Origin of the sequence: Stenotrophomonas sp. MH181796, from assembly GCF_009659995.1 — a bacterium.
GTDB lineage: Bacteria > Pseudomonadota > Gammaproteobacteria > Xanthomonadales > Xanthomonadaceae > Stenotrophomonas > Stenotrophomonas riyadhensis.
Map to the genome: position 1 here is coordinate 109962 of NZ_RAHU01000003.1, position 18664 is coordinate 128625.

Here is an 18664-nt window from a genome sequence, read left to right on the forward strand (position 1 = left end):
GTGGCACCTCAACGGGGACGGAACAGGTAGTGGGCCACCAGCCACTGCTGGCCATCGTCGTAGCCGAACAGCTCGGCACAGGCCATCCAGAACATGCGCCAGCGCTGCCACCAGATCTTTGCGGCAGCCTGGCCATATGTGGCGACCAGGATGGGCATCACGTCCCCGCGCGCTGCATCCTGGTTGGCCAGCCAGTGATCTGCGGTGCGCTGGTAGTGGGTGCCATCCAGCAACCAGCGCTGCTGCAGCTGCAGGTCGCGCTGGAAGTGCAGCAGGGTGTCGGCAGCGGGCATCAGGCCGCCGGTGAAGAAGTGGCGGCCCATCCAGTTGTCACCGCCGCCGGTCTCGAACGGATACATCAGCGTGCGGTGGGCGAAGATGTGCACGAACAGCGCGCCATCCGGCTTCAGCCACCGTGCAATGCCTGCCAGCAAGCGTTCGTAGTTGCGTACGTGCTCGAACATCTCCACCGACACACAGCGGTCGAACCGTGCCGTCGGCAGTTCAAGTTCGTTGACGTCGCGGGTCAGTACCTCGACATTGCCCAGGCCGCGCGCCTGGCATTGCGCCATGATGTACTGGCGTTGGCTGTGCGAATTGGAAACGGCGGTGATATGCGCCTGCGGATAGCGTTCGGCCATCCACAACGTCAGTGAGCCCCAGCCACAGCCGAGTTCAAGAATCTGTTGGCCGTTTGCCAGGGCGGCACGCTGGCCGTACAGCTCTAGCATGGCTTCCTCGGCCTGGTCCAGGGTTTCCCGGCCGGTGGGGTAGTAGCAGCTGCTGTACTTCAGACGCTTGCCCAGGCAGGCCTGGAAGAAGGCTGCCGGCACTTCATAGTGCTGCCGGTTGGCCGCGTCGACATGCAGCGCCAGCGGGCTGTCGGCCAGCTCGGCGATGCGCTCGCGGAAGCGGGCCGACTGCCCCTTGATGCCGCCTTCGGACTCCTCATGCAGGCGTTGCGCACACAGGCGGCGGATGCCTGCCCGCAGCGCCGCATCGGGAACCAGGCCACGCTCGGCCCAGGCGATCAGCCCGGTCTCGGTCTCCTCAGCCAGGTTCTGTGACGGAATGGCGTTCATGTGGAATGGTCCTTGGAAGGGCGGGGAAACCAGGGGAAGAACATCGGTGTGCTGCGCTGGTAGGCGCGGTAGTCCTCGCCCCGGCTGCGCAGGGCCTGCTTTTCGGTGAACGGGATGCCGCTGAGGTAGCGCAGGAACACGTACATCAACAGCGGTCCGGCCCAGGCCAGCCACCACAGCGGCGAGCCCACCGCCAACAGCACGTAGCTGAACCAGTGCAGCCATTCGAAGAAGTAGTTGGGGTGCCGCGAACAGCGCCAGAGGCCATCGCGGCAGGTGCGGCCCTTGTTCAACGGGTCGGCGCGGAACCGGGCCAGCTGGCGGTCGGCGAGCGCTTCGCCGCCCACGCTGAGCAGCCAGGCCGCTGCACCCGCCAGCACCCACGGCGACAGTCCCGGTCGTGGGTTGGCGGCCACCGCGACGAAGGGCAGGGCGAACAGGACGATCAGCAGGGCCTGGGCCATGAAGAAGCCGAAGATCTTTCCCTGATGGCCGTGCCAGTGTTCGCGCAGATAGCGGTAGCGTCCGTCCTCGTCTTCGTGACGGACGCGGTGCCAGAGATGCACGGCCAGGCGGCTGCCCCACAACCCGCCCAGCAGCCCCAGTGACAGCCGTGGCATCAGCGCGCCAGCGCCCAGCAGTGCCAGCAGCAGCGCAGATGCGCCCACGCCCTTGGCCCAGAGCACGTCGACCACGCCGATGTTGCGGTGGCGGCGCTGCCAGGCCCAGCCCCAGCTCATCACCAGCACGGCATACAGCAGGACCCACAACAGATTGATCATGACGGTGCTCCGGCCAAGGGCGGCGGAATGGTGCTGGAGCCGCGACGAGCGGCCATGCACAGCAGCGAAAGCGCGATGCTCCAGCCCACACCCAGCACCAGCAGGCCCTGCCACAGTGGCGCAGTGAATCGAACCGCATCGAAACCGCGCGCTGCGGAGAGATACGCCAGCGGGGCCAGCAGCAGGCCGAACAGGGCTGGTAGGGCAGGGTGGCGCAGCAGGAAGCGCATCGAGGTGGTCAGCGTCATCGCAAACGCGGCCCACAACGCCATGATCCAGGGCGGCGGCGCCCAGCCCAGCGGGGCAGCAGCGTAGCACACGGCGCCGCTGGCGGCGGCACTGGCGTCGACCAGCCACGCGCAGGCCAGCGCCAACAGCATCAGCCGAAGATCCAGCCGCGGCTGCGGCGAGGTCAGCAGCTGGCTGCCGATGTAGAGCGATGCTGCCAGCAGCGCCGGCCATTGCAAGCCGCGCCCGGCGCCGGCCACGGCGCACAGCCAGACCAGCTGGTTGCCAAGCAGATTGGCCCAGAACCGGCGCATCTCAGCCGCCTTGACCCGATGCGCCAGCGGGACGATGCCCTGGGCGCGCCAGCAGCAGATGCGAAACGCCGATCGAACGCTCCAGGAAGCCGCCCTCGCAATAGGCCAGGTAGAACTCCCACATCCGGCAGAAGCGCGCGTCAAAGCCCTGCGCCTGCACGGCGGGCAGCTGGGCAAGGAAGCGTTGGCGCCACGCGCGCAGGGTCAGTGCGTAGGAGTGGCCGAAATCCTGCTGGGCGACCAGCTGCAGGTCACTGGAGCGGGTCTTGGCGGCCATGATCGCGTTGATCGATGGAATGAAGCTGCCCGGAAATACATAGCGCTTGATGTAGTCGACGCTGCGCCGTGCCTGTTCGTAACGGTGATCTTCAATGGTGATCGCCTGCAGCAGGGCCACGCCATCCGGCTTCAGCAGTCGCTGCAGCGTGGCCATGTAGGTGTCCAGGTATTCCGCGCCGATGGCTTCGATCATCTCGATCGAGACCAGCTTGTCGTACTGACCCTGCAGGTCGCGATAGTCCTGCATCAGCAGCGTGACCTTGTCCTGCAGGCCGGCGATGCGGACGCGCTCGGTGGCCAGCGCATGCTGCTCGGCGGAGATGGTGGTGGTGGTGACGTGGCAGCCATAGTGCTGTGCCGCGTGCAGCGCAAAACCGCCCCAACCGGTACCGATCTCCACCACACGGTCGCCCGGCTTGAGTTGCAGTTGCTGGCAGATGCGGTCCAGCTTGCGGTGCGAGGCGGACTCCAGCGACTCGCCGTCTTCGGCGAACAGGGCCGAGGAGTACATCAGATCCGGCGACAGGAACAGGGCGAAGAAATCGTTGCCGAGGTCATAGTGCGCGGCGATGTTGCGGCGGCTGCCTTCACGGCTGTTGCGGCGCAGGCGGTTCCAGCCACGCAACAGCCAGCCGCCCACTCGGGCCGGGCCGTGTTCCATGCTGTCGAGCAGATCGCGATTGCGCACCAGCAGGCGTATAAGTGCGACCTGGTCGTCACAGCGCCATTCGCCGTGGATGTAGCTTTCGCCGGCGCCGACGCTGCCTTGTGCCGCCACCTTGCGATAGAACGCCGGGTCATCGATGGTGACGGTGACATGCAGTTCGCCGCGGGCATCGCCCAACCACACTTCGCCCAGCGCGTCGCGCACGCACAGGCGACCGTCGCGCATCGGGGCCAGCTGGGCCAGCAGGCGGCGGCGCAGGAAGGCATCCAATGCGCCGGGGCGCGGCAGCGCGACCGAAGGAGTCATCGAGTTCATCGCGGTTTCTCGGCAAGGGTGGGGTGGTCGTGCACGGGATTGCGTTTCAGCCACAGCCGCAACGCGTGCCAGTGGATGGCGGCCACCACTTGGGTGGTCATCAGTGGATAGCAGGCAAGGACGCGTGCCAGCCCGCGGCCATCCAGGGCGTGCCGTTGCATGACCTGGGTGGCATCAAACTGGCGCGTGCCGTGGCGCCAGACCTGCATGTGCACGCGCAGATCCCCATCAGGGCAGTTGAACCGCCAGTCGTAATGGCAATCCATCGGCATGAAGGGCGAGACATGGAAGCACTTGTCGAACCGCCAGCGCAGCGAGGTGCCTTCGTGCGTGGCCGTCGCGACTGGCAGCACGTAGGCATGCCGCTCCTTCCAGGGCGTGTTGGTGATCTCGGCGACGATGCAGTCCAGCGTGCTGCCATCGGCCCGATAGCAGTAGTAGAAGCTGACCGGGTTGAACACATGCCCGGCGAAGCGGAGATGGGTGAGCAGGCGGACCGGGCCGGTGGGCCGGTAGCCGAGGGTGGATGCAGCGTGGTCGCGCACTGCATCGGCCAAAGGCCGCGCGGGATCGCCGAAGTAATCGCTGCGACGGAACTCGGCCAGGTTGCGGCGATTGATCGACCACAGCCAGCGCCCGGCGAACACGCTGTCGAGTTCATCCAGGTCGAGCAGCAGCTGTGCGATCGGATAGCGGAACGCATGCGGGTGCGGGAGGTGCCGGCGGTGCATCACCTGCCCGAAGTAGAGTGCACTGGCGCTCATGCGGCCACCTCGCCGGGAGCCGCCATGACGCGGTGCGGTTTGCAGGTGCGCAGCGCATCCACCACCCGGCGGGCGCTGAGGATGCCGTCCTCATGGAAGCCCCAGCCCCAATAGGCGCCCGCGAACCAGGTGTGGCGTCGGCCCTGCAGCTCGGCCCAGCGCTGTTGCGCGCGCACTGCGGCATGGTCGTGCACCGGGTGGGCGTAGCGCAGGGTGCGCAGCACCTTGCCGGGGTCGATCGCCGCGCTGCGGTTGAGCGTTACCACCAGGGGCGTGTTGCCGGGCAGGTCCTGCAGCAGGTTCATGCAGTAGCTGACCGTGCACGGCGCGGCAGGATCGCGGGGCACATGGGCGTTCCATGCCGCCCACGCCTTGCGGTTGCGCGGCAGCAATGACGCATCGGTGTGCAGCACCGCTTCATTGGTTTGATAGCGGATGGCGCCGAGCACGTCGCGCTCGATGGGGTCGGCGTCACGCAGCAGCGCCAGGGCCTGGTCGCTGTGGCAGGCCAGGATGACCTCATCGAAGCCTTCCACGCCGGCCGCGCTGTGCACGCGCGCGCCCCAGGGCATGCGCTCGACCGACTGCACCGGGCACTCCAGCCGCTCATGCACCCGCCAGCGGGCGCGCAGGGCATCGACATAGCGCGCCGATCCGCCGCTCACCACCCGCCATGGCGCACGCCCGGTCATCTGCAGCATCTGGTGGTTGGCCATGAACTGGGCCAGATAGCGCGCCGGGAAGTCCATCACCGTAGCCGTCGGGGACGACCACAACGCGGAGGCCATCGGCAACAGGTGCTCGTCGATGAAGGCATCGCCGTAGCGCTGGCTGCGCAGGTACTGCCCCAGCGTTGGGCCCTCGTCTTCTGCCAGCAACAGGGGGGCATCGCGGTAGAACCGGCGCAGGTCGGCCAGCATGCCCCAGAACCGCGGTGACACCAGGTTGCGGCGCTGGCAGAACAGGCCATCCAGCGAGGTCGCGTTGTACTCCACGCCGCTGCGCTCGCTGTGCATGGAAAAGCTCATCGTGGTCGGCTTCGACGCCACGCCCAGCTCGTCGAACAGCGCGCTCAGCAAGGGGTAGTGGAGCGGATTGAACACGATGAAGCCGGTGTCCACCGCCATGCGCTGGCCATCCACCTCCACGTCATGGGTGTGGGTATGACCGCCCAGATAGTCGTTGGCCTCGTACAGCGTGACGTCGTGTTCGCCGTCCAGCCACCAGGCGCTGGCCAGTCCGGCAATGCCCGAGCCGATGATTGCGATGCGCATGTCAGTACCTCGCCTTGGCCAGCACCCACTCGGGAATGGGCTTGAGTCCTTTGACCAGCCCCAGCGCCGCCAACGCGCGCAGCCCATACCAGGTCAGGTCGACTTCCCACCAGCGGAAGCCCTGGCGGACGGTGCCCGGGAAGAAGTGGTGGTTGTTGTGCCAGCCTTCGCCGAAGGTGAGCAGCGCCAGCCAGAGGTTGTTGCGACTGTCATCGCGGGTCTCGAAACGGCGGCGGCCGAAGCGGTGCGCCAGCGAGTTGATGGTGACCGTGGCATGGAACAGCACGATGGTGGAGATGAAGAAGCCCCACACCAGCAGCTGTGGGCCGGAGGTGTGCAGGCCCGGTGCCCAGCGCTCCAACCCGGCGCCCAATGCATACAGCGCTGCGGCCAGCAGTACCGGTACGGCCGTATCGAAACGGTCCAGCCAGCGCAGTTCGGGGAAGCGCGCCAGGTCCGGTACCCGCGACAGATCGGTGGCAAAGGCCTCACGGGTCAGGAACCAGCCCATGTGGCTGCGCCAGAAACCGCCTTCACGTGGGGAGTGCGGGTCCAGCGGCTGGTCGGCGTGCCGATGGTGGTGGCGATGATGGGCGGCCCACCACAGCGGTCCGCGCTGTACGCTGGAGGCGCCGATCACCGCGAACACGAACTGCACCGGTCGCGATGCCTGGAAGGTGCGGTGTGAGAAGTAGCGGTGGTAGAACGCGGTGATCGCGAACATACGCACTGCATACAATGCCGCAGCAACCACCATGGCCGTCCATGAGGCACCGACCCAGATCACCGCCAGGCAGGCGACATGCATCAGCGCGAACGGCACGGCTCGCACCCAGTCGATGCGCCCCGGCCGCTCGCCGGTGGCCTCTGCGGCGTTGCCGGTATCGAACCAGCGCTGCAGCGTGCGCAGCAGGCGCCAGCGTCGACGGGGAAGGGGCGCTACAGAGGCCATGGCGGATCTCGGCGGGTGTCGTGTCTTCCTTTACGCAGCAGGATGCGCAATGGATGCGCCACGGCGCAGTAAATTTCCACTTCACCTGGGCATCACGACGCAACGCTCCACCAGGGGGTGCGCCCACGCCTGTTGCCAGTCGCCTGCCGTTCGCTCGGCTGGTGGCGAGCTGAAGCGCACGGTCACCGGCGGATAGCTGCCGCGGGTGTCGCGCAGGTTGCTGGTGCCGCGGAACTCCAGCAGGCGACGGTCGCCGTTGGCATAGACCAGTGACAGGCGCGGTGCGATGCCGCCGTACCAGGTGTCCAGGCTGACTTCGATTGCCTGGGCGTCGATGCCCTGCCAGCGAACCGGGCCGGTGCGTCGCACCTGCACCGGGAAGTAGCGCTGACGTGCCGGCACCAGGAATGGCAGCGTGATGCGCTCGCCCCGCAGCAGCGTCGGCCAGTGCAGGCGTACGGCAGCGTCGAATCCCGCATCGATGACCGCGTCCGGTGGCAGTTCAAGCCGGCGTCGACGCAGCAGGCTGGCGGCATCCTCCTTCCAGGCAATCGACACCGAGTCGCCAGCTGCGTCGACTTCGGCGGTCTGGCCGCTGCGGCGATCCTGCAGCGAATAGCCCCGTGCCTGCGGGCGGGCGCTGGCTGGCAAGTGCTTGCGGGCGAAGGGCTGGCCATCCGGGCACTGGTACAGCACCCAGCGCTCGGCACCCTCCGTTGCTTCGCGCCGCCAGTGCACTTCACGGTAGAGGATGTCGCCCTGCGCGGAGGTGGCCACGCCTTCACTTCGCAGCCAGGGTGCCGCCAGCGCAGCATGGGGCAGGCACAGCAGCAGCCAGGCAGTGCGCATGGTGTTCATCCGGAAGGGGAGGGCCCAGGTCATACGGCGGGGATGGCCGGTTGGATGCGCTACGTCGCCTGCATCCAATTGCGGCCTTCGCGCGTACAGGGGTCAGACCTTCACCCGCCCGCCGCGAACGCAGATGTACCCTGACGCCGCCAGCACACTCCTCAACTTCGATACCGCACGCATCGTGTCCAGTTCCCAGCAGCCGAGCAGCGAGCCGACGAACTGGGCCGGTGACATGGACGGCGTGGCACGGCTTCGTGACCGCGATTGTTTCATGCGGATCTACGACTACTTCATGCCGCGGTTGTGCGTGTACCTGCGCGGCCTGGGCGTGCCCGACGCGGTGGCAGAGGAGCTGGCGCAGGAGAGCCTGTTGCGCCTGTGGCTGCGGGCCGCCGATTTCGACCCCGGGCAGGGGGCCTTGAGTACGTGGTTGTATCGCATCGCCCGCAACCTGCATATCGATCGCATACGGCGCGAACGCAGCTGGATGCAGGTGCAGGCCGCGGTGGAACATGCGGCAACACGGGACGTGGTCGAGCGCAGCAGTGCCGAGCAGTTCGCCGATCAGGCGCGCCTGCGCCAGCGCATCAACGAGCTGCCTGCGGTGCAGGCGCGGCTGGTGCGGATGTCCTATTTCGAAGCCAAGAGCCACAGCGAAATCGCCGAGGCGTTGGGCATGCCGCTGGGGACGGTCAAATCACACCTGCGCCGAGCGTTCCTGCAACTGCAGGCGAAAGTGGGAGGTGCGCTGTGAATCCGCACCACCACCTGCACGAATCCACCCTGATGAGCTATGCCGCCGGGGCGCTGCCGGCGCCGTTGAGTATCGTGGCCGGTGCCCACCTGGAGCAGTGCCCGCATTGCCGTCAGCGCCTGCGCGACGCCGAGGCGATCGGTTCGGTGCTGCTGGAGCAGACTCAGCCGTCTGCAGCCGACACGCGCCGCGAACAGTTGCGCGAGGCGATGCTGATGCAGTTGGCCACGGAAACGCCGATGGCCGTGCCTGGGGCCACGCGGCCGGTGCCGAAGGAGCGGCCCGAGGCCAATCCGGATCATCTGCCTGCCTCGCTGCATCCGTATTTCGGCGCTTCGCTCAGCGGCCTGCGCTGGCGTTGGATGGCGCCGGGGGTGCACTGCATCCGTGCGGAGCAGATGCCGTCGCTGATCATGTTGAAGATCGCCCCCGGCAAGTGCCTGCCCATGCACAGCCATGGCCGCAGCGAGCTGACCCAGATTCTGCGCGGTTCCTACAACGACGCGCTGGGGCTGTTCGCGCCGGGTGACGTGGCGGATCTGGATGAGGATGTCGAGCATCAACCGGTCACCGCACCTGGCGTGCCGTGTATCTGTGTATCAGCGTTGGATGCGCCACTGGTGTTCAGTGGCTGGTTGGCGCGGAAGATCCAGCGCTTCGTGAAGCTCTAGGATGCGTGCAGCGATGGCTACAGGCGCGCTGCGGGTTCTGCTGACCGGTGCCACGGGGCTGGTGGGGCAGGGCGTGGCCCTGGCCTGCCAGCGCTCGCCCCGGGTTTCCGATCTGGCTGCACTGGTCCGGCGCCCGGGCAGCCTCGACGGTAGCGGCAGCGAGCTGATCGTGCCGGACTTCCTTAGGATCGAGGAACGGCAGGATGATCTGTCGGGGTTCGATGCCTGCTTCTACTGCGCGGGCGCTCCACCGGTCGGCACGGCCGAGGCCGAGTACCGAAGGGTGACACTGGACACCACCTTGGCCGTCGCCCGCGCCTGGGCCACGGTGAACCCGCAGGGGTGCTTCCTGTATGTATCCGGCGCCGGTGCGGATGCGCGAAGCCGGTTGATGCCATTGCGGATCAAGGGCGAGGCAGAGCGGGCACTGCAGTCGCTGCCGGTCCGCACGGTCATGCTGCGTCCGGGTGGCGTTCGCCCCGTGCCGGGCACCGGCACCCGTCATGGCCTGCTGAAGCCGCTGTACTGGGGTGGCGCACCCTTGATGAAACTGGCGGGTGTGATCGCGCCGTCACTGGTGACCAGCAACCTGGCTCTGGGCCAGGCGATGATTGCACTGGCCGGCAGGGAACATCCGCCTGCCACGGTGGAGTGCGCGGACATCAACCGGATCGCGATGGACGTGAGCGACCCGGTTGCCTGACCTCAATGCGCGGCACCTTCCAGTGCGGTACGCACGGCCTGGGCCAGGTCGCTGCGGGTAAATGGCTTGGGCAGCAGCGCGGCCGCCCGGCCCTGGCTGCCGACCGCGTCGTGATCGCGTGGATAGCCTGAAGTGAACAGGACCGCGACGTCGGGCCAGCGCTCCCGGACTTCCCGCACCAGCTCCCAGCCCGACATGCCGGGCATCACGACGTCGGAGAACAGCAGGTCGACCGTAGTGTCCGGACGTTCCAGCAGCCGCAGCGCGGATGGGCCATCGTGCGCTTCCAGCACGCGATAGCCCAGCAGGCGCAGTGCATCAACGGTGTGCGCACGCACATCATCGTTGTCCTCGGCCACCAGGATGGTTTCCTCGCGTGGCGAGTAACCGGCCAGGCCGGTCGGTGGTGCGCTCGCCTCGCAGGGCAGGGCCAGTGCCGAACGCGGGAACATCATGGTGATGCTGGTGCCGCCGCCCTCCACCGAATCGATCAGTACATGTCCGCCGGACTGCTTGACGAAGCCATGCACCATCGACAGGCCCAGGCCGGTACCACGGCCAACCTGCTTGGTGGTGAAGAAGGGTTCGAACACGCGCGCGAGGGTAGCCGCGTCCATGCCGTGGCCGTTGTCGCGGACCCGCAGCATCACGTATTCGCCAGGCGCTGCATCGGGGAACAAGGCGGCGTAGTCGTGGTCGAGATGGCTGTTGTCGACCTCGATCACCAGCCGGCCCCCGTGGGGCATGGCATCGCGGGCGTTGACGGCCAGGTTGAGTACCGATGCCTCCAGCTGGCTGACGTCGATCTCGACGCACCAGACGTCCTCGGCGGCGCGGATTTCCAGCTGTACCAGCTCACCCAGGGCGCGCTGCAGCATGTCATGCATGTCCAGCAGGCGGTCATTGAGATTGGCTGCCTGGCTGTGCAGTGGCTGGCGCCGGGCAAATGCCAGCAGGCGCTGGGTCAGGCTGGCGGCACGGCCCACGCCTTTCAGAGCATTGTCCAGCGCACGACTGACCATGGCGCCCGGCTCGCCGGCCCGCTCGCTGAGCAGCATGGCGTGTTCAACGTTGCCGGAAATCACCGTCAGGATGTTGTTGAAATCGTGGGCGATGCCGCCGGTGAGCTGGCCCACCGCTTCAATCTTCTGTGACTGGCGCAGCGCATGCTCGGCCTGCAGGCGTGCAGTCGTTTCCACCGCTTCGGAGACCACGGCGGTCACCGCGCCCTCGGCATCCAACAGCGGACGGAACGAAAAATCGTAGCTGCGGCGGCCGGTCGGCAGTTCCAGCTCCAGCGCATGCAACGAGCTGTGGCCCTTCGCGGCAGCGGCAATGGCCTGGTCCACGAGGATGCCGACGTCATCGCTGGTGGCAAACCACGGCGATTGCCCGTAGCGCTGGCCTACAACGTCGGGCTTGTCGGCCAACACGGCAGCCAACGAGGCGACATTGGCGTCGACCACGCGGCCATCCAGGTCCAGCAGCACCTGATGCTGGAAGCTGGATTCGAAGATGGCCTGCAAGCGTCGCTTGCTGGCCCGGAGTTCGGTGGTACGCGCCTGCACCTGCCGTTCGAGCAGCTGGTTGTCTTCGCGCAGGGCCAGTTCCGCCTGCTTCAGCCCGGAGACGTCGCTGCCCAGGCAGATGTAGCCGACCACGGCGCCGTCGGCGCCTCGCTCCGGCACGCAGTCCATCTGCACGAAACGTGATTCGCCGCTGCGGTGGGCCAGCTCCACCTGGAAGCGGGTGCGCTCGCCCTGCAACACCCGTTCGATGCTGGGCAGCGCCTGCTCAAACGCGGAGATTCCGCTGACATCGCGCGCCGTACGGCCCAGCAGCTCGGCCAGGCTGACGCCGTGCCAGTCCAGGAAGGCCTTGTTGGCGAAGCGGTAGCGATGCTCCCTGTCGAGCTGGGCGATCAGTGCCGGGACGGCATCGGTCACCTGCTGCAGCTGGGCCTGGCTGTCATTCAGGGCGGCCTGCGCGTGGGCCAGCTGGGTACGCTCGTGCGCCTCCTGGCGGGCGCGGCGGATCGCATCCGGCAGGCGTTGCAGGCGCTGCTTGACCACGTAGTCGCGCGCCCCGCGGGTCAGCGCCTGCACCGCCAGCTCCTCGGTCAGCGTGCCGGAGACAAAGATGAAGGGCGTCTGCGGGATGCGCTCACGGGCCAGCGCCAGCGCGGCGTCGCCGTCGAATCCCGGCAGCACATGATCGGCCAGGATGACATCGAAGGCGCGATTCTCGATCGCCTCGATGAAGGCATTGCGGGTCCACAGGCGCTCAGCCTCGAAGTCGAGGCCGGCCCGGTGCAGTTGTGCGGTGATCAACTCCGCATCAAGCGCACTGTCCTCCAGCATGAGGATGCGCAGGTGCTCGCTGCGGCGCGATCCATCACGCATTGTGCTGCCCCGAGCCGTTGGGGCGATGCGGTGGTGGCTGGTTGGTGATGCCCCAGAACATGCCCAGGCCCTGGATCGCGTCGAAGAATTCCTTGAAATCGACTGGCTTGACCACGAACGCATTGACGCCCAGTTCGTAACTGCGCACCAGATCCTGCTCTTCGCGGGAGGAGGTCAGCATCACCACCGGCGTGCTGCTCAGGTTCGAATCGCCACGCACCTGCTCCAGCACCTCCAGGCCGTTCACCTTGGGCAGCTTCAGGTCCAGCAGCACCACCACCGGGCCGCCGTGGTTGGCGCCGGCGAATTTGCCTTCGCAGCGCAGGTAATCCAGCGCTTCGGCGCCGTCACGTACATGGATGACATCGTTCAGCAACTGGCAACGCGCAAGTGCGGCCAGCGTCAGCTCTGCATCCTTGGGGCTGTCCTCTACCAGGAGGATCGGCCGCAGGTCCCTCATGGGTGATCTCCTGTGGAACGGGGTAAGGTGAAATGGATCGTGGCGCCCTTGCCGGGTTCGCCCTCGGCCCAGGTCCTGCCGCCATGGCGGCCGACGATACGGCGCACATTGGCCAGGCCGATGCCGGTGCCTTCGAATTCCTCGACGTGATGCAGGCGCTGGAACACGCCGAACAGCTTGTCGACATAACGCATGTCGAAACCGCAGCCGTTGTCGCGCACGAAGAAGTGGTCCTCCTCATCGAGGCGCTCATGGCCGATCTCGATCACCGCCTGCTCGCGCTCACGGGTGAATTTGACCGCGTTGGCCAGCAGGTTCTGCCAGACCAGGCGCATCATCGTCGGGTCGGCCTGCACCTCCGGCAGCGGCGCCAGCGTCCACTGTACGTCGCGTCCGGCGTAGTCCAGTGCCAGGCTCCTGCGGACATCCTCGGCCAGTGCCGCCATGTCCAGCCGCACCCGGCCGAGCGTGGAGCGGCCCATCTGCGAGAAGCTCAGCAGGTCGTCCACCAGCGTTCCGGCAGATTTGGCCGATTCCACGATCGTATCCAGGAAGCGGCGCTCGGTATCGTTGAGGCGTTCGCCGGCCGAGCTGCCCAGCAGCTCCGAGTAACCGACGATGTGGCGGAAGGGCGCACGCAGGTCGTGGCTGACCGAATAGGAAAACGCTTCAAGCTCCTTGTTGCTGCGGACCAGCTGCTCGTTGAGCTCGGCCATTTCCTCGGCCTTGCGCAGCACGATGTCGACGATGGCGGTGCGCATCTCGTGGGCGGCATCACGGTCGGCATCGTTCCACGGCAGGCTGCGCTGCTGCACGGTTTCCTTCCAGGCCTCGAAGGAGCTGCGCGGCGACAGTGCCACGTCGAGTGCCGCGGTCTTGCGCGGATCGCCGCCCCAGCGCACGGTACGCACCACTTCAGGGCGGAACCACATCAGGTAGCTGTCATGCAGCTGCGAAATGGACACCGCCAGTACGCCGCTGGCCACGTCGGACAGGCGCGCGCCTGGCGCCCAGTCGGCTGCCAGATGGTCACTGCAGTACGTTTCCTGCCCGGCCTGCTGTGCCGCCAGCCAATCGGCCAGGGCCAGCACGTCGGTTGCGGGCGGGCACTGGCCCACACGCATGCAGTCGCCCTTGTGCACGATGGCGGCGCCTGCTGCGCCGGTCAGCGACAGCAGGCTGGCTTCGTCGTGGCGCAGCGCAGCCATGAAATCCTCGTCGCCGGCCATGCGTGCCAGCAGCTTGACCAGCACCGAGCGGCGCGCCACGCGCTCTTCGATGGCGCGTGCACGCTCCTTCAGCGCGATCTGCAGCGACAGGATCTGGCCCATGAATTCGCAGGCAGTGCGCACGTGATAGGGCAGGCGGCGCGGCTGAACCGTGTGGCAGGACACCAGACCCCACAGCTGGCCCTCATGCACCAGTGACACCGACATCGACGCGCCGGTGCCCATGTTGCGCATGTACTGCAGGTGCACGGGCGAAACGCTGCGCAGCACGGCCAGGCTCAGGTCGGTGGCCGGCGCGTCGCGGTGCGCCTCGCTGCGCATCAGCGGGGCAGGGGTGTAGTTGTTGTCCGCGATCAGTCGCACCCGGTTGCGCCGATACAGCTCGCGGGCCTGGGCCGGAATGTCCGATTCGGGGAAGCGCAGGTCCAGGTAGGACGGCAACAGGCCGTTGCCATCCTCAGCGACCACGATGCCGTTCCAGCCGGCGTCGAACTGGTAGACCAGGGTGCGGTCGAAGCCGGTCAGCCGGCGCATGTGCGCGGCGGCCAGCTGGCACAGATCTTGAACGGTGGGAGCCGACTCGATGCCGGTCATCAGTTCGCGGATCGACGGATACAACTCTTCCAGCGAGCCAGGCTGGCCGGGAACCGGTGCCTCCAGCTCGACCAGCAGATCGGTGGCGGAGCGGTGCACCAGCAATTGATGGCGGCCGTGGCCATCCAGGTGCACGGCGCCGACATGTGCGCTGCTGCCCACCGCGGCCTGCTGGAACAGCGCCTGGAAGGGCGCCAGTACGCCGCCCAGTACCTCGCTGACATGCTGCATCAAGGGTTCGCCGAACTGCTGCAGCAGCCCTTGCTGGCTGATGGCACGCTCACGCACCCGCAGTGACTGCGGCTCCACTACCAGAAGCACACCGTATGGCTGGATGGCACCGGGCGTATGAATCGGCTCACGCGCACAACGGGACTGGGCGGTGTCGTGCGTGGACTCGGCAGAAGGCATCAAAGGCGGGACTCATGATTCGTGGATGGCTGGAATGGCCCAGCGTTGCATCCGGCATGCATGGATGGTGAAGCAAAATCGTGCATTCGCATACCAGCACGTGCGCGTGAAGAACGTTTCATTCAAACCTGAATTCTTCATCTGAGCATTCCAACAGCACTTGCATGTTTCGCGAAAGGTACTTGTGCGCTGCACGCGCGCTCGACACCGACTTGCCTAGGGTGAATGCACATTCCTGAGTGACCACGCCACGTGAACCTGCAGACCTTGCCTTCAACGCCATACCGCATGCTTGCCGACAGCTGCCAGTTTGAGCTGCTGGATGTGGATGCCCTGCAGGATCCGGCCAGTGGGCGCCTGCTCCACCTGTACTCGCTGGTTGCGCGCTGCCTGTGCTGCGAAACGGTGTTCAAGGCGGAAGAGGGGCAGGGACTGGTCAGCCACACCGCCGCGCGCGTGGTGCGATGCCCCACGGGTTGTGGCCAGCAGGCGTTCAAGCCGGCGTTGCTGCGTGCATGGCAGCCGCAGTGCGTCGCACAGGCCTGAGAGCACTGATACGGGCTCACAGCAACCCGGGATTGGCGCGCCACACCGCGAAGTTCAGCGCGGATGCGAACGATATCCAGGCCAGGTAAGGCAGCAGCATCACCGCCGCACCACGATGGATGCGGGCGAAGGCAACGATCGTTGCGCACACCAGCGTGATCAGTACCAGGATGTCGACGAAGGCCAGCGCGCCCAGCTTCCAGCCGAAGAACAGCCAGCTCCATAGCGCATTGACGGCCAACTGCAGCAGATAGAGCGTCAGCCCCGGTTGTGCACCTCGCCAGCCGCGCTCACGCCAGACCAGCCATGCAGCAACAGCCATCATCGCGTAGAGCAGGCTCCATACCGGGCCAAACACGCTGGCAGGCGGTGCCCAGGCGGGAAGGGCGAGAGTGGCGTAGAAGCTGGCGGCGGATGTCGATGCCCATGCGCCGACTGCCGCCGCCGCAAAAGTGACCACACCCCATCCCAGAAGACCCATAACCTGTGAACGCCGCTTCATTCCGTGCCGCTCCATCCTGCGTTTACCCGCTCATACGAACGGAAGCGGCAAATGGATGCAGCCCGGGGCGATCAGTCTGAAGAACCCGCGGCGCTTCCACCTTCGGCAGCCGGCAACAGCGAAGGGCGCTGATCGAACCATTCACGCGCCTTGGCCAGATGCCACTGGCGCTGTTCGCCATCAAGCTCGATGCCGGCGCCCAGCAGCCCCCAGCGCAGATAGAGATCGCCACGCTTGCGCTGCTCCAGCAGATCCAGCCGCGCACGTACCGACAGGCGATCATTCTCGGCCTGCAGGCCGTCGACCAGAAGATGCCCCGGGCGCCAACGCAGCGTGGCCTGTGCATCGACCTGGCCGGAGTCGAGCAGGGACAGCGTCCAGCGCGGATAGTCGGTGCGCTTGGCGAACACGGCCAGCAAGGGGCGTGCATCGCTCAGGGTCAGATCGGTGATAGCGTCCACCTGGAACGGAGACTGCGCGTCGATGCGGCCCCGCTTGAACACGGCGCGGCCTTTCCACGCGCTGCTGGAATCGGTGCGCGCCACCTGCACATTGCGCAGCTCCACGGTGGTGCCGGACAGATCGAAATGGCGCTGGTTGAAGTCCCCACGGCGAAGCGTCGCGTTCACGTCGACATCGCCGCCCATGTCCAGGCCCGCCACCTTGGCGCTGGCATTGCGACCCAGCAGCCGCGCGGTGCCGTGGCCGACGCGGCCATCGGTGTCGAGCGTGGCGTCGCCGCTGAGGCTGCCGGTGCCACGCAGCAGGCGCACCTGTTGAGAGCCAAGGTAGCGGTTGTAGGCGGCCAGGTCCGGGATGGTCGCTTGGCTGAAGCGCAGCCGCGCACGAACGCCCTTGCGCAGTTCCTGCAGGCGGCCGTCGCCGGTGAGGTCCACGGCCAGGTCGCGCCCGTCGAACAGGCGCACATCCTTCGCATCGCTTGGGCGAGCGGTGAAGCGGGGCAGCCGGATCGCCAGCTGTGCCTGAGTGGGGGTGCCGGCCTTCAGCTCGCCATGCGCACTGGCCGTGCCGGCCAGGCGCACGCCAGCGACCTCGGCCACGGCGGCAGCCGAAGGAATGTCCACGGTGCTGCCTTCGATCAGCTTACCATTGCGCAGGCGTAGGTCGGCCTTCAGCGTGCCGCCGCCATCCAGCTGCAGCCACGGCTTGCGCACGAACAGGGCAGGGATCCAGTTGAGCGAGGTGAAGGTCCATTCGCCACGCACGGTACCGGAGCTGCGCTCCAGCAGCTGGGAAGGGTGCTGGAAGGGAATCTCGCGCCCGGTGATGTGCAGGTCGGCATCGATGCCGGCGGCCGAATCCGGGCGTGGCGGCAGGCGGGCCTGCAGGCGCAGGTCGTTGGCTACATTGAGCTGCAGGGCCAGCACACCGCGATCGGGCGCGCCATCGCCGAGGAAGAGCGGCACCTGCCACAGCGCGCGGTCACCGGGTTGCAGTTGGCCGTCGATCAGGTGGACCGCCAGTTGCATGCGTCCGGGCACGGGCGCGCTGGAGATCTTTGGCGTTGTGGCGTCCGTATCCATGCGCAGGCCCTGGCTGCGCGCGTCCAAATCAAGTTGCGCATGCAGCAGCTTCAACTTGGCCAGGCCAGGCGCCTGATCGCGATAGTGGCGCGGATAGCTGAAGCGCGCAGTCAGATCCATGTCGCCCAGCAGCTGCACGCCGTCATAGCTGGTATCTGCTTTGCTGAACGAGACCTCGGAATCGAACAGTTCCGATGGGCCGCCGCGCAGCTGCTTGAGGAACCCGACCGTGCCCTGGCCCTTGCCGATGATCAGCAGCTTGCCGAGCCGGGCGCTGCGGATGCTGTCGCTGTCGATGGCGTCGAAACGCAGGGTCCAACCCTGGTCGCCGCGCGGGGGCGACGGAATGGCGTCCTCGACGCGGCTGATTTCGGCCGACACGCCTGTGGCCTGCAATCGGGGAACCCGCACTTCGCGGCGGAACAGGGGCAGCACGGCCAGCCGGGCGCTGGCGCGTTCGGCGTGCAGCACGTAGACGGTGTGGTTGACGTGCCCGCGCATGTGCACGTTCCACGCGATCACATGGCCAGGCAGCAGCGTGATGGCCGGGCCGGTGGTCATCACGAACTTGTGCGGCTTGCGGTTGGTGACCTGGTCGAACAGCGGGGTGTTGAGGAAGATGTTGCCGGCCAGCAGGTAGAGAACGTACACGCCCAGCAGGATGTAGCCAGCGCCGCGCCATCGGCGGAGCCGGTGCGGGATGCGCGCGGAAGTAGGGGGCATGTACTGCTCTAAGGGCCGGAATTCATTCAACTATTGCCGAACCGATGGCGGTGGCGCGTGAAGCGGGTGCGGGGCGCTTGCTGGATTCTGCTAGTGTCCGCCTTGTGCATCACGCCACTGCACGAGGAACCGCATGGAAATCCGACCCGCCAGCGCGGACGACATCGAAACCATGTGGGCGATCTTCCAGGCCGCCATTGCGACGGAAGATGCGCTTCCGTTCGCCGGCACCTTCGAGGCCGGGACCTTTCGGAACCATTGGTTCGGAGTGCAGGCGGCCGTTGTGGCCGTTCTGGAAGGGCGCGTGGCCGGAATGTACAAGATGGGTGCCAACTATCCAGACCTGGGAGCGCACGTGGCCAGCGCTACCTATGTGGTCGATCCCCGGGTGCAAGGTCGCGGCATTGGCCGGGCGCTGGTGGAGCACAGTCTTGATCGAGCCAGATCGGAAGGCTTCCTGGCCATGCAGTTCAATTACGTGGTCAGTACCAATGCGCCAGCGGTCGAGCTGTATCGAAAGCTGGGCTTCGCCGTGGCCGGGACGCTGCCTGCGGCGTTCCGGCATCGGTCGCTGGGGTTGGTTGATGTATATGTGATGCACCGGTTCCTGTAGGCA

General features: G+C 66.7%; 18 protein-coding genes. 5 read left to right on the forward strand and 13 right to left on the reverse strand.

Annotated elements, in window-relative coordinates; genetic code table 11:
• Nucleotides 1-8 precede the first annotated feature (8 nt).
• The 8 genes from D5301_RS07925 to D5301_RS07960 all read right to left on the reverse strand — a co-directional run bounded on the left by D5301_RS07925 (nt 9) and on the right by D5301_RS07960 (nt 7506).
• Nucleotides 9-1082 (reverse strand): class I SAM-dependent methyltransferase, encoded by a 1074-nt coding sequence (locus tag D5301_RS07925; protein ID WP_153855309.1) that lies wholly within the window; start codon nt 1080-1082, stop codon nt 9-11.
• Nucleotides 1079-1864: a DUF1295 domain-containing protein gene (locus D5301_RS07930; protein WP_153855310.1), complete on the reverse strand. Its 786-nt coding sequence runs from the start codon at nt 1862-1864 to the stop codon at nt 1079-1081. Before D5301_RS07930 ends, D5301_RS07925 begins: the two co-directional genes overlap by 4 nt.
• The gene (locus D5301_RS07935) at nt 1861-2406 is read right to left on the reverse strand and encodes a DUF2878 domain-containing protein (protein ID WP_153855311.1); all 546 of its coding nucleotides are present in this window, start codon (nt 2404-2406) and stop codon (nt 1861-1863) included. Before D5301_RS07935 ends, D5301_RS07930 begins: the two co-directional genes overlap by 4 nt.
• A 1-nt stretch (nt 2407) precedes the next feature.
• Nucleotides 2408-3667: a cyclopropane-fatty-acyl-phospholipid synthase family protein gene (locus D5301_RS07940; RefSeq protein ID WP_153855312.1), complete on the reverse strand. Its 1260-nt coding sequence runs from the start codon at nt 3665-3667 to the stop codon at nt 2408-2410.
• Entirely contained in the window at nt 3664-4431 is a 768-nt protein-coding gene (locus tag D5301_RS07945; protein WP_110712283.1) for a DUF1365 domain-containing protein, read from the reverse strand. Before D5301_RS07945 ends, D5301_RS07940 begins: the two co-directional genes overlap by 4 nt.
• On the reverse strand, nt 4428-5705 hold the full coding sequence (locus D5301_RS07950) for an FAD-dependent oxidoreductase (protein WP_153855313.1): 1278 nt from the start codon (nt 5703-5705) through the stop codon (nt 4428-4430). Before D5301_RS07950 ends, D5301_RS07945 begins: the two co-directional genes overlap by 4 nt.
• 1 nt (nt 5706) lies before the next feature.
• On the reverse strand, nt 5707-6657 hold the full coding sequence (locus D5301_RS07955; RefSeq protein ID WP_153855314.1) for an acyl-CoA desaturase: 951 nt from the start codon (nt 6655-6657) through the stop codon (nt 5707-5709).
• 81 nt (nt 6658-6738) lie between these two features.
• A complete protein-coding gene (locus tag D5301_RS07960; RefSeq protein ID WP_153855315.1) occupies nt 6739-7506 on the reverse strand; it encodes a hypothetical protein in 768 nt (255 codons plus the stop codon).
• A 133-nt stretch (nt 7507-7639) separates the two neighbouring features.
• Here D5301_RS07960 and D5301_RS07965 point away from each other — a divergent pair, with 133 nt between their 5' ends.
• The 3 genes from D5301_RS07965 to D5301_RS07975 are packed head-to-tail and all read left to right on the forward strand — an operon-like array spanning nt 7640 to nt 9637.
• Nucleotides 7640-8263 carry a sigma-70 family RNA polymerase sigma factor gene (locus D5301_RS07965; RefSeq protein ID WP_153855316.1) on the forward strand — a complete coding sequence of 208 codons (624 nt, stop codon included), beginning with the start codon at nt 7640-7642 and terminating at the stop codon, nt 8261-8263.
• Nucleotides 8260-8934 carry a ChrR family anti-sigma-E factor gene (locus D5301_RS07970; RefSeq protein WP_324187288.1) on the forward strand — a complete coding sequence of 225 codons (675 nt, stop codon included), beginning with the start codon at nt 8260-8262 and terminating at the stop codon, nt 8932-8934. The genes D5301_RS07965 and D5301_RS07970 overlap by 4 nt, the downstream gene beginning before the upstream one ends.
• A 13-nt stretch (nt 8935-8947) precedes the next feature.
• Nucleotides 8948-9637, forward strand: a complete 690-nt coding sequence (locus tag D5301_RS07975; RefSeq protein WP_153855317.1) for an oxidoreductase — start codon at nt 8948-8950, stop codon at nt 9635-9637.
• A 2-nt stretch (nt 9638-9639) separates the two neighbouring features.
• Here the strand turns inward: D5301_RS07975 and D5301_RS07980 are convergent, their stop codons facing one another.
• The 3 genes from D5301_RS07980 to D5301_RS07990 are packed head-to-tail and all read right to left on the reverse strand — an operon-like array spanning nt 9640 to nt 14733.
• Nucleotides 9640-12039 (reverse strand): hybrid sensor histidine kinase/response regulator, encoded by a 2400-nt coding sequence (locus D5301_RS07980; RefSeq protein ID WP_153855318.1) that lies wholly within the window; start codon nt 12037-12039, stop codon nt 9640-9642.
• Nucleotides 12032-12499, reverse strand: a complete 468-nt coding sequence (locus tag D5301_RS07985) for a response regulator (RefSeq protein WP_110712290.1) — start codon at nt 12497-12499, stop codon at nt 12032-12034. The genes D5301_RS07980 and D5301_RS07985 overlap by 8 nt, the downstream gene beginning before the upstream one ends.
• Nucleotides 12496-14733 (reverse strand): ATP-binding protein, encoded by a 2238-nt coding sequence (locus D5301_RS07990; protein WP_153855319.1) that lies wholly within the window; start codon nt 14731-14733, stop codon nt 12496-12498. The genes D5301_RS07985 and D5301_RS07990 overlap by 4 nt, the downstream gene beginning before the upstream one ends.
• Before the next feature lie 252 nt (nt 14734-14985).
• On the opposite strand from D5301_RS07990, the gene D5301_RS07995 reads away from it, so the two are divergent.
• The gene (locus D5301_RS07995) at nt 14986-15279 is read left to right on the forward strand and encodes a hypothetical protein (RefSeq protein ID WP_110712292.1); all 294 of its coding nucleotides are present in this window, start codon (nt 14986-14988) and stop codon (nt 15277-15279) included.
• Between the two features lie 16 nt (nt 15280-15295).
• On the opposite strand, the gene D5301_RS08000 is transcribed toward D5301_RS07995, so the two are convergent.
• Complete coding sequence (locus tag D5301_RS08000; RefSeq protein WP_153855610.1) at nt 15296-15781, reverse strand: TspO/MBR family protein; 486 nt, start codon at nt 15779-15781, stop codon at nt 15296-15298.
• Nucleotides 15782-15852: 71 nt separating this feature from the next.
• Entirely contained in the window at nt 15853-18048 is a 2196-nt protein-coding gene (locus tag D5301_RS08005) for a hypothetical protein (RefSeq protein ID WP_153855320.1), read from the reverse strand.
• A 133-nt stretch (nt 18049-18181) separates the two neighbouring features.
• On the opposite strand from D5301_RS08005, the gene D5301_RS08010 reads away from it, so the two are divergent.
• Nucleotides 18182-18661, forward strand: a complete 480-nt coding sequence (locus D5301_RS08010) for a GNAT family N-acetyltransferase (protein WP_153855321.1) — start codon at nt 18182-18184, stop codon at nt 18659-18661.
• Nucleotides 18662-18664: the final 3 nt, after the last annotated feature.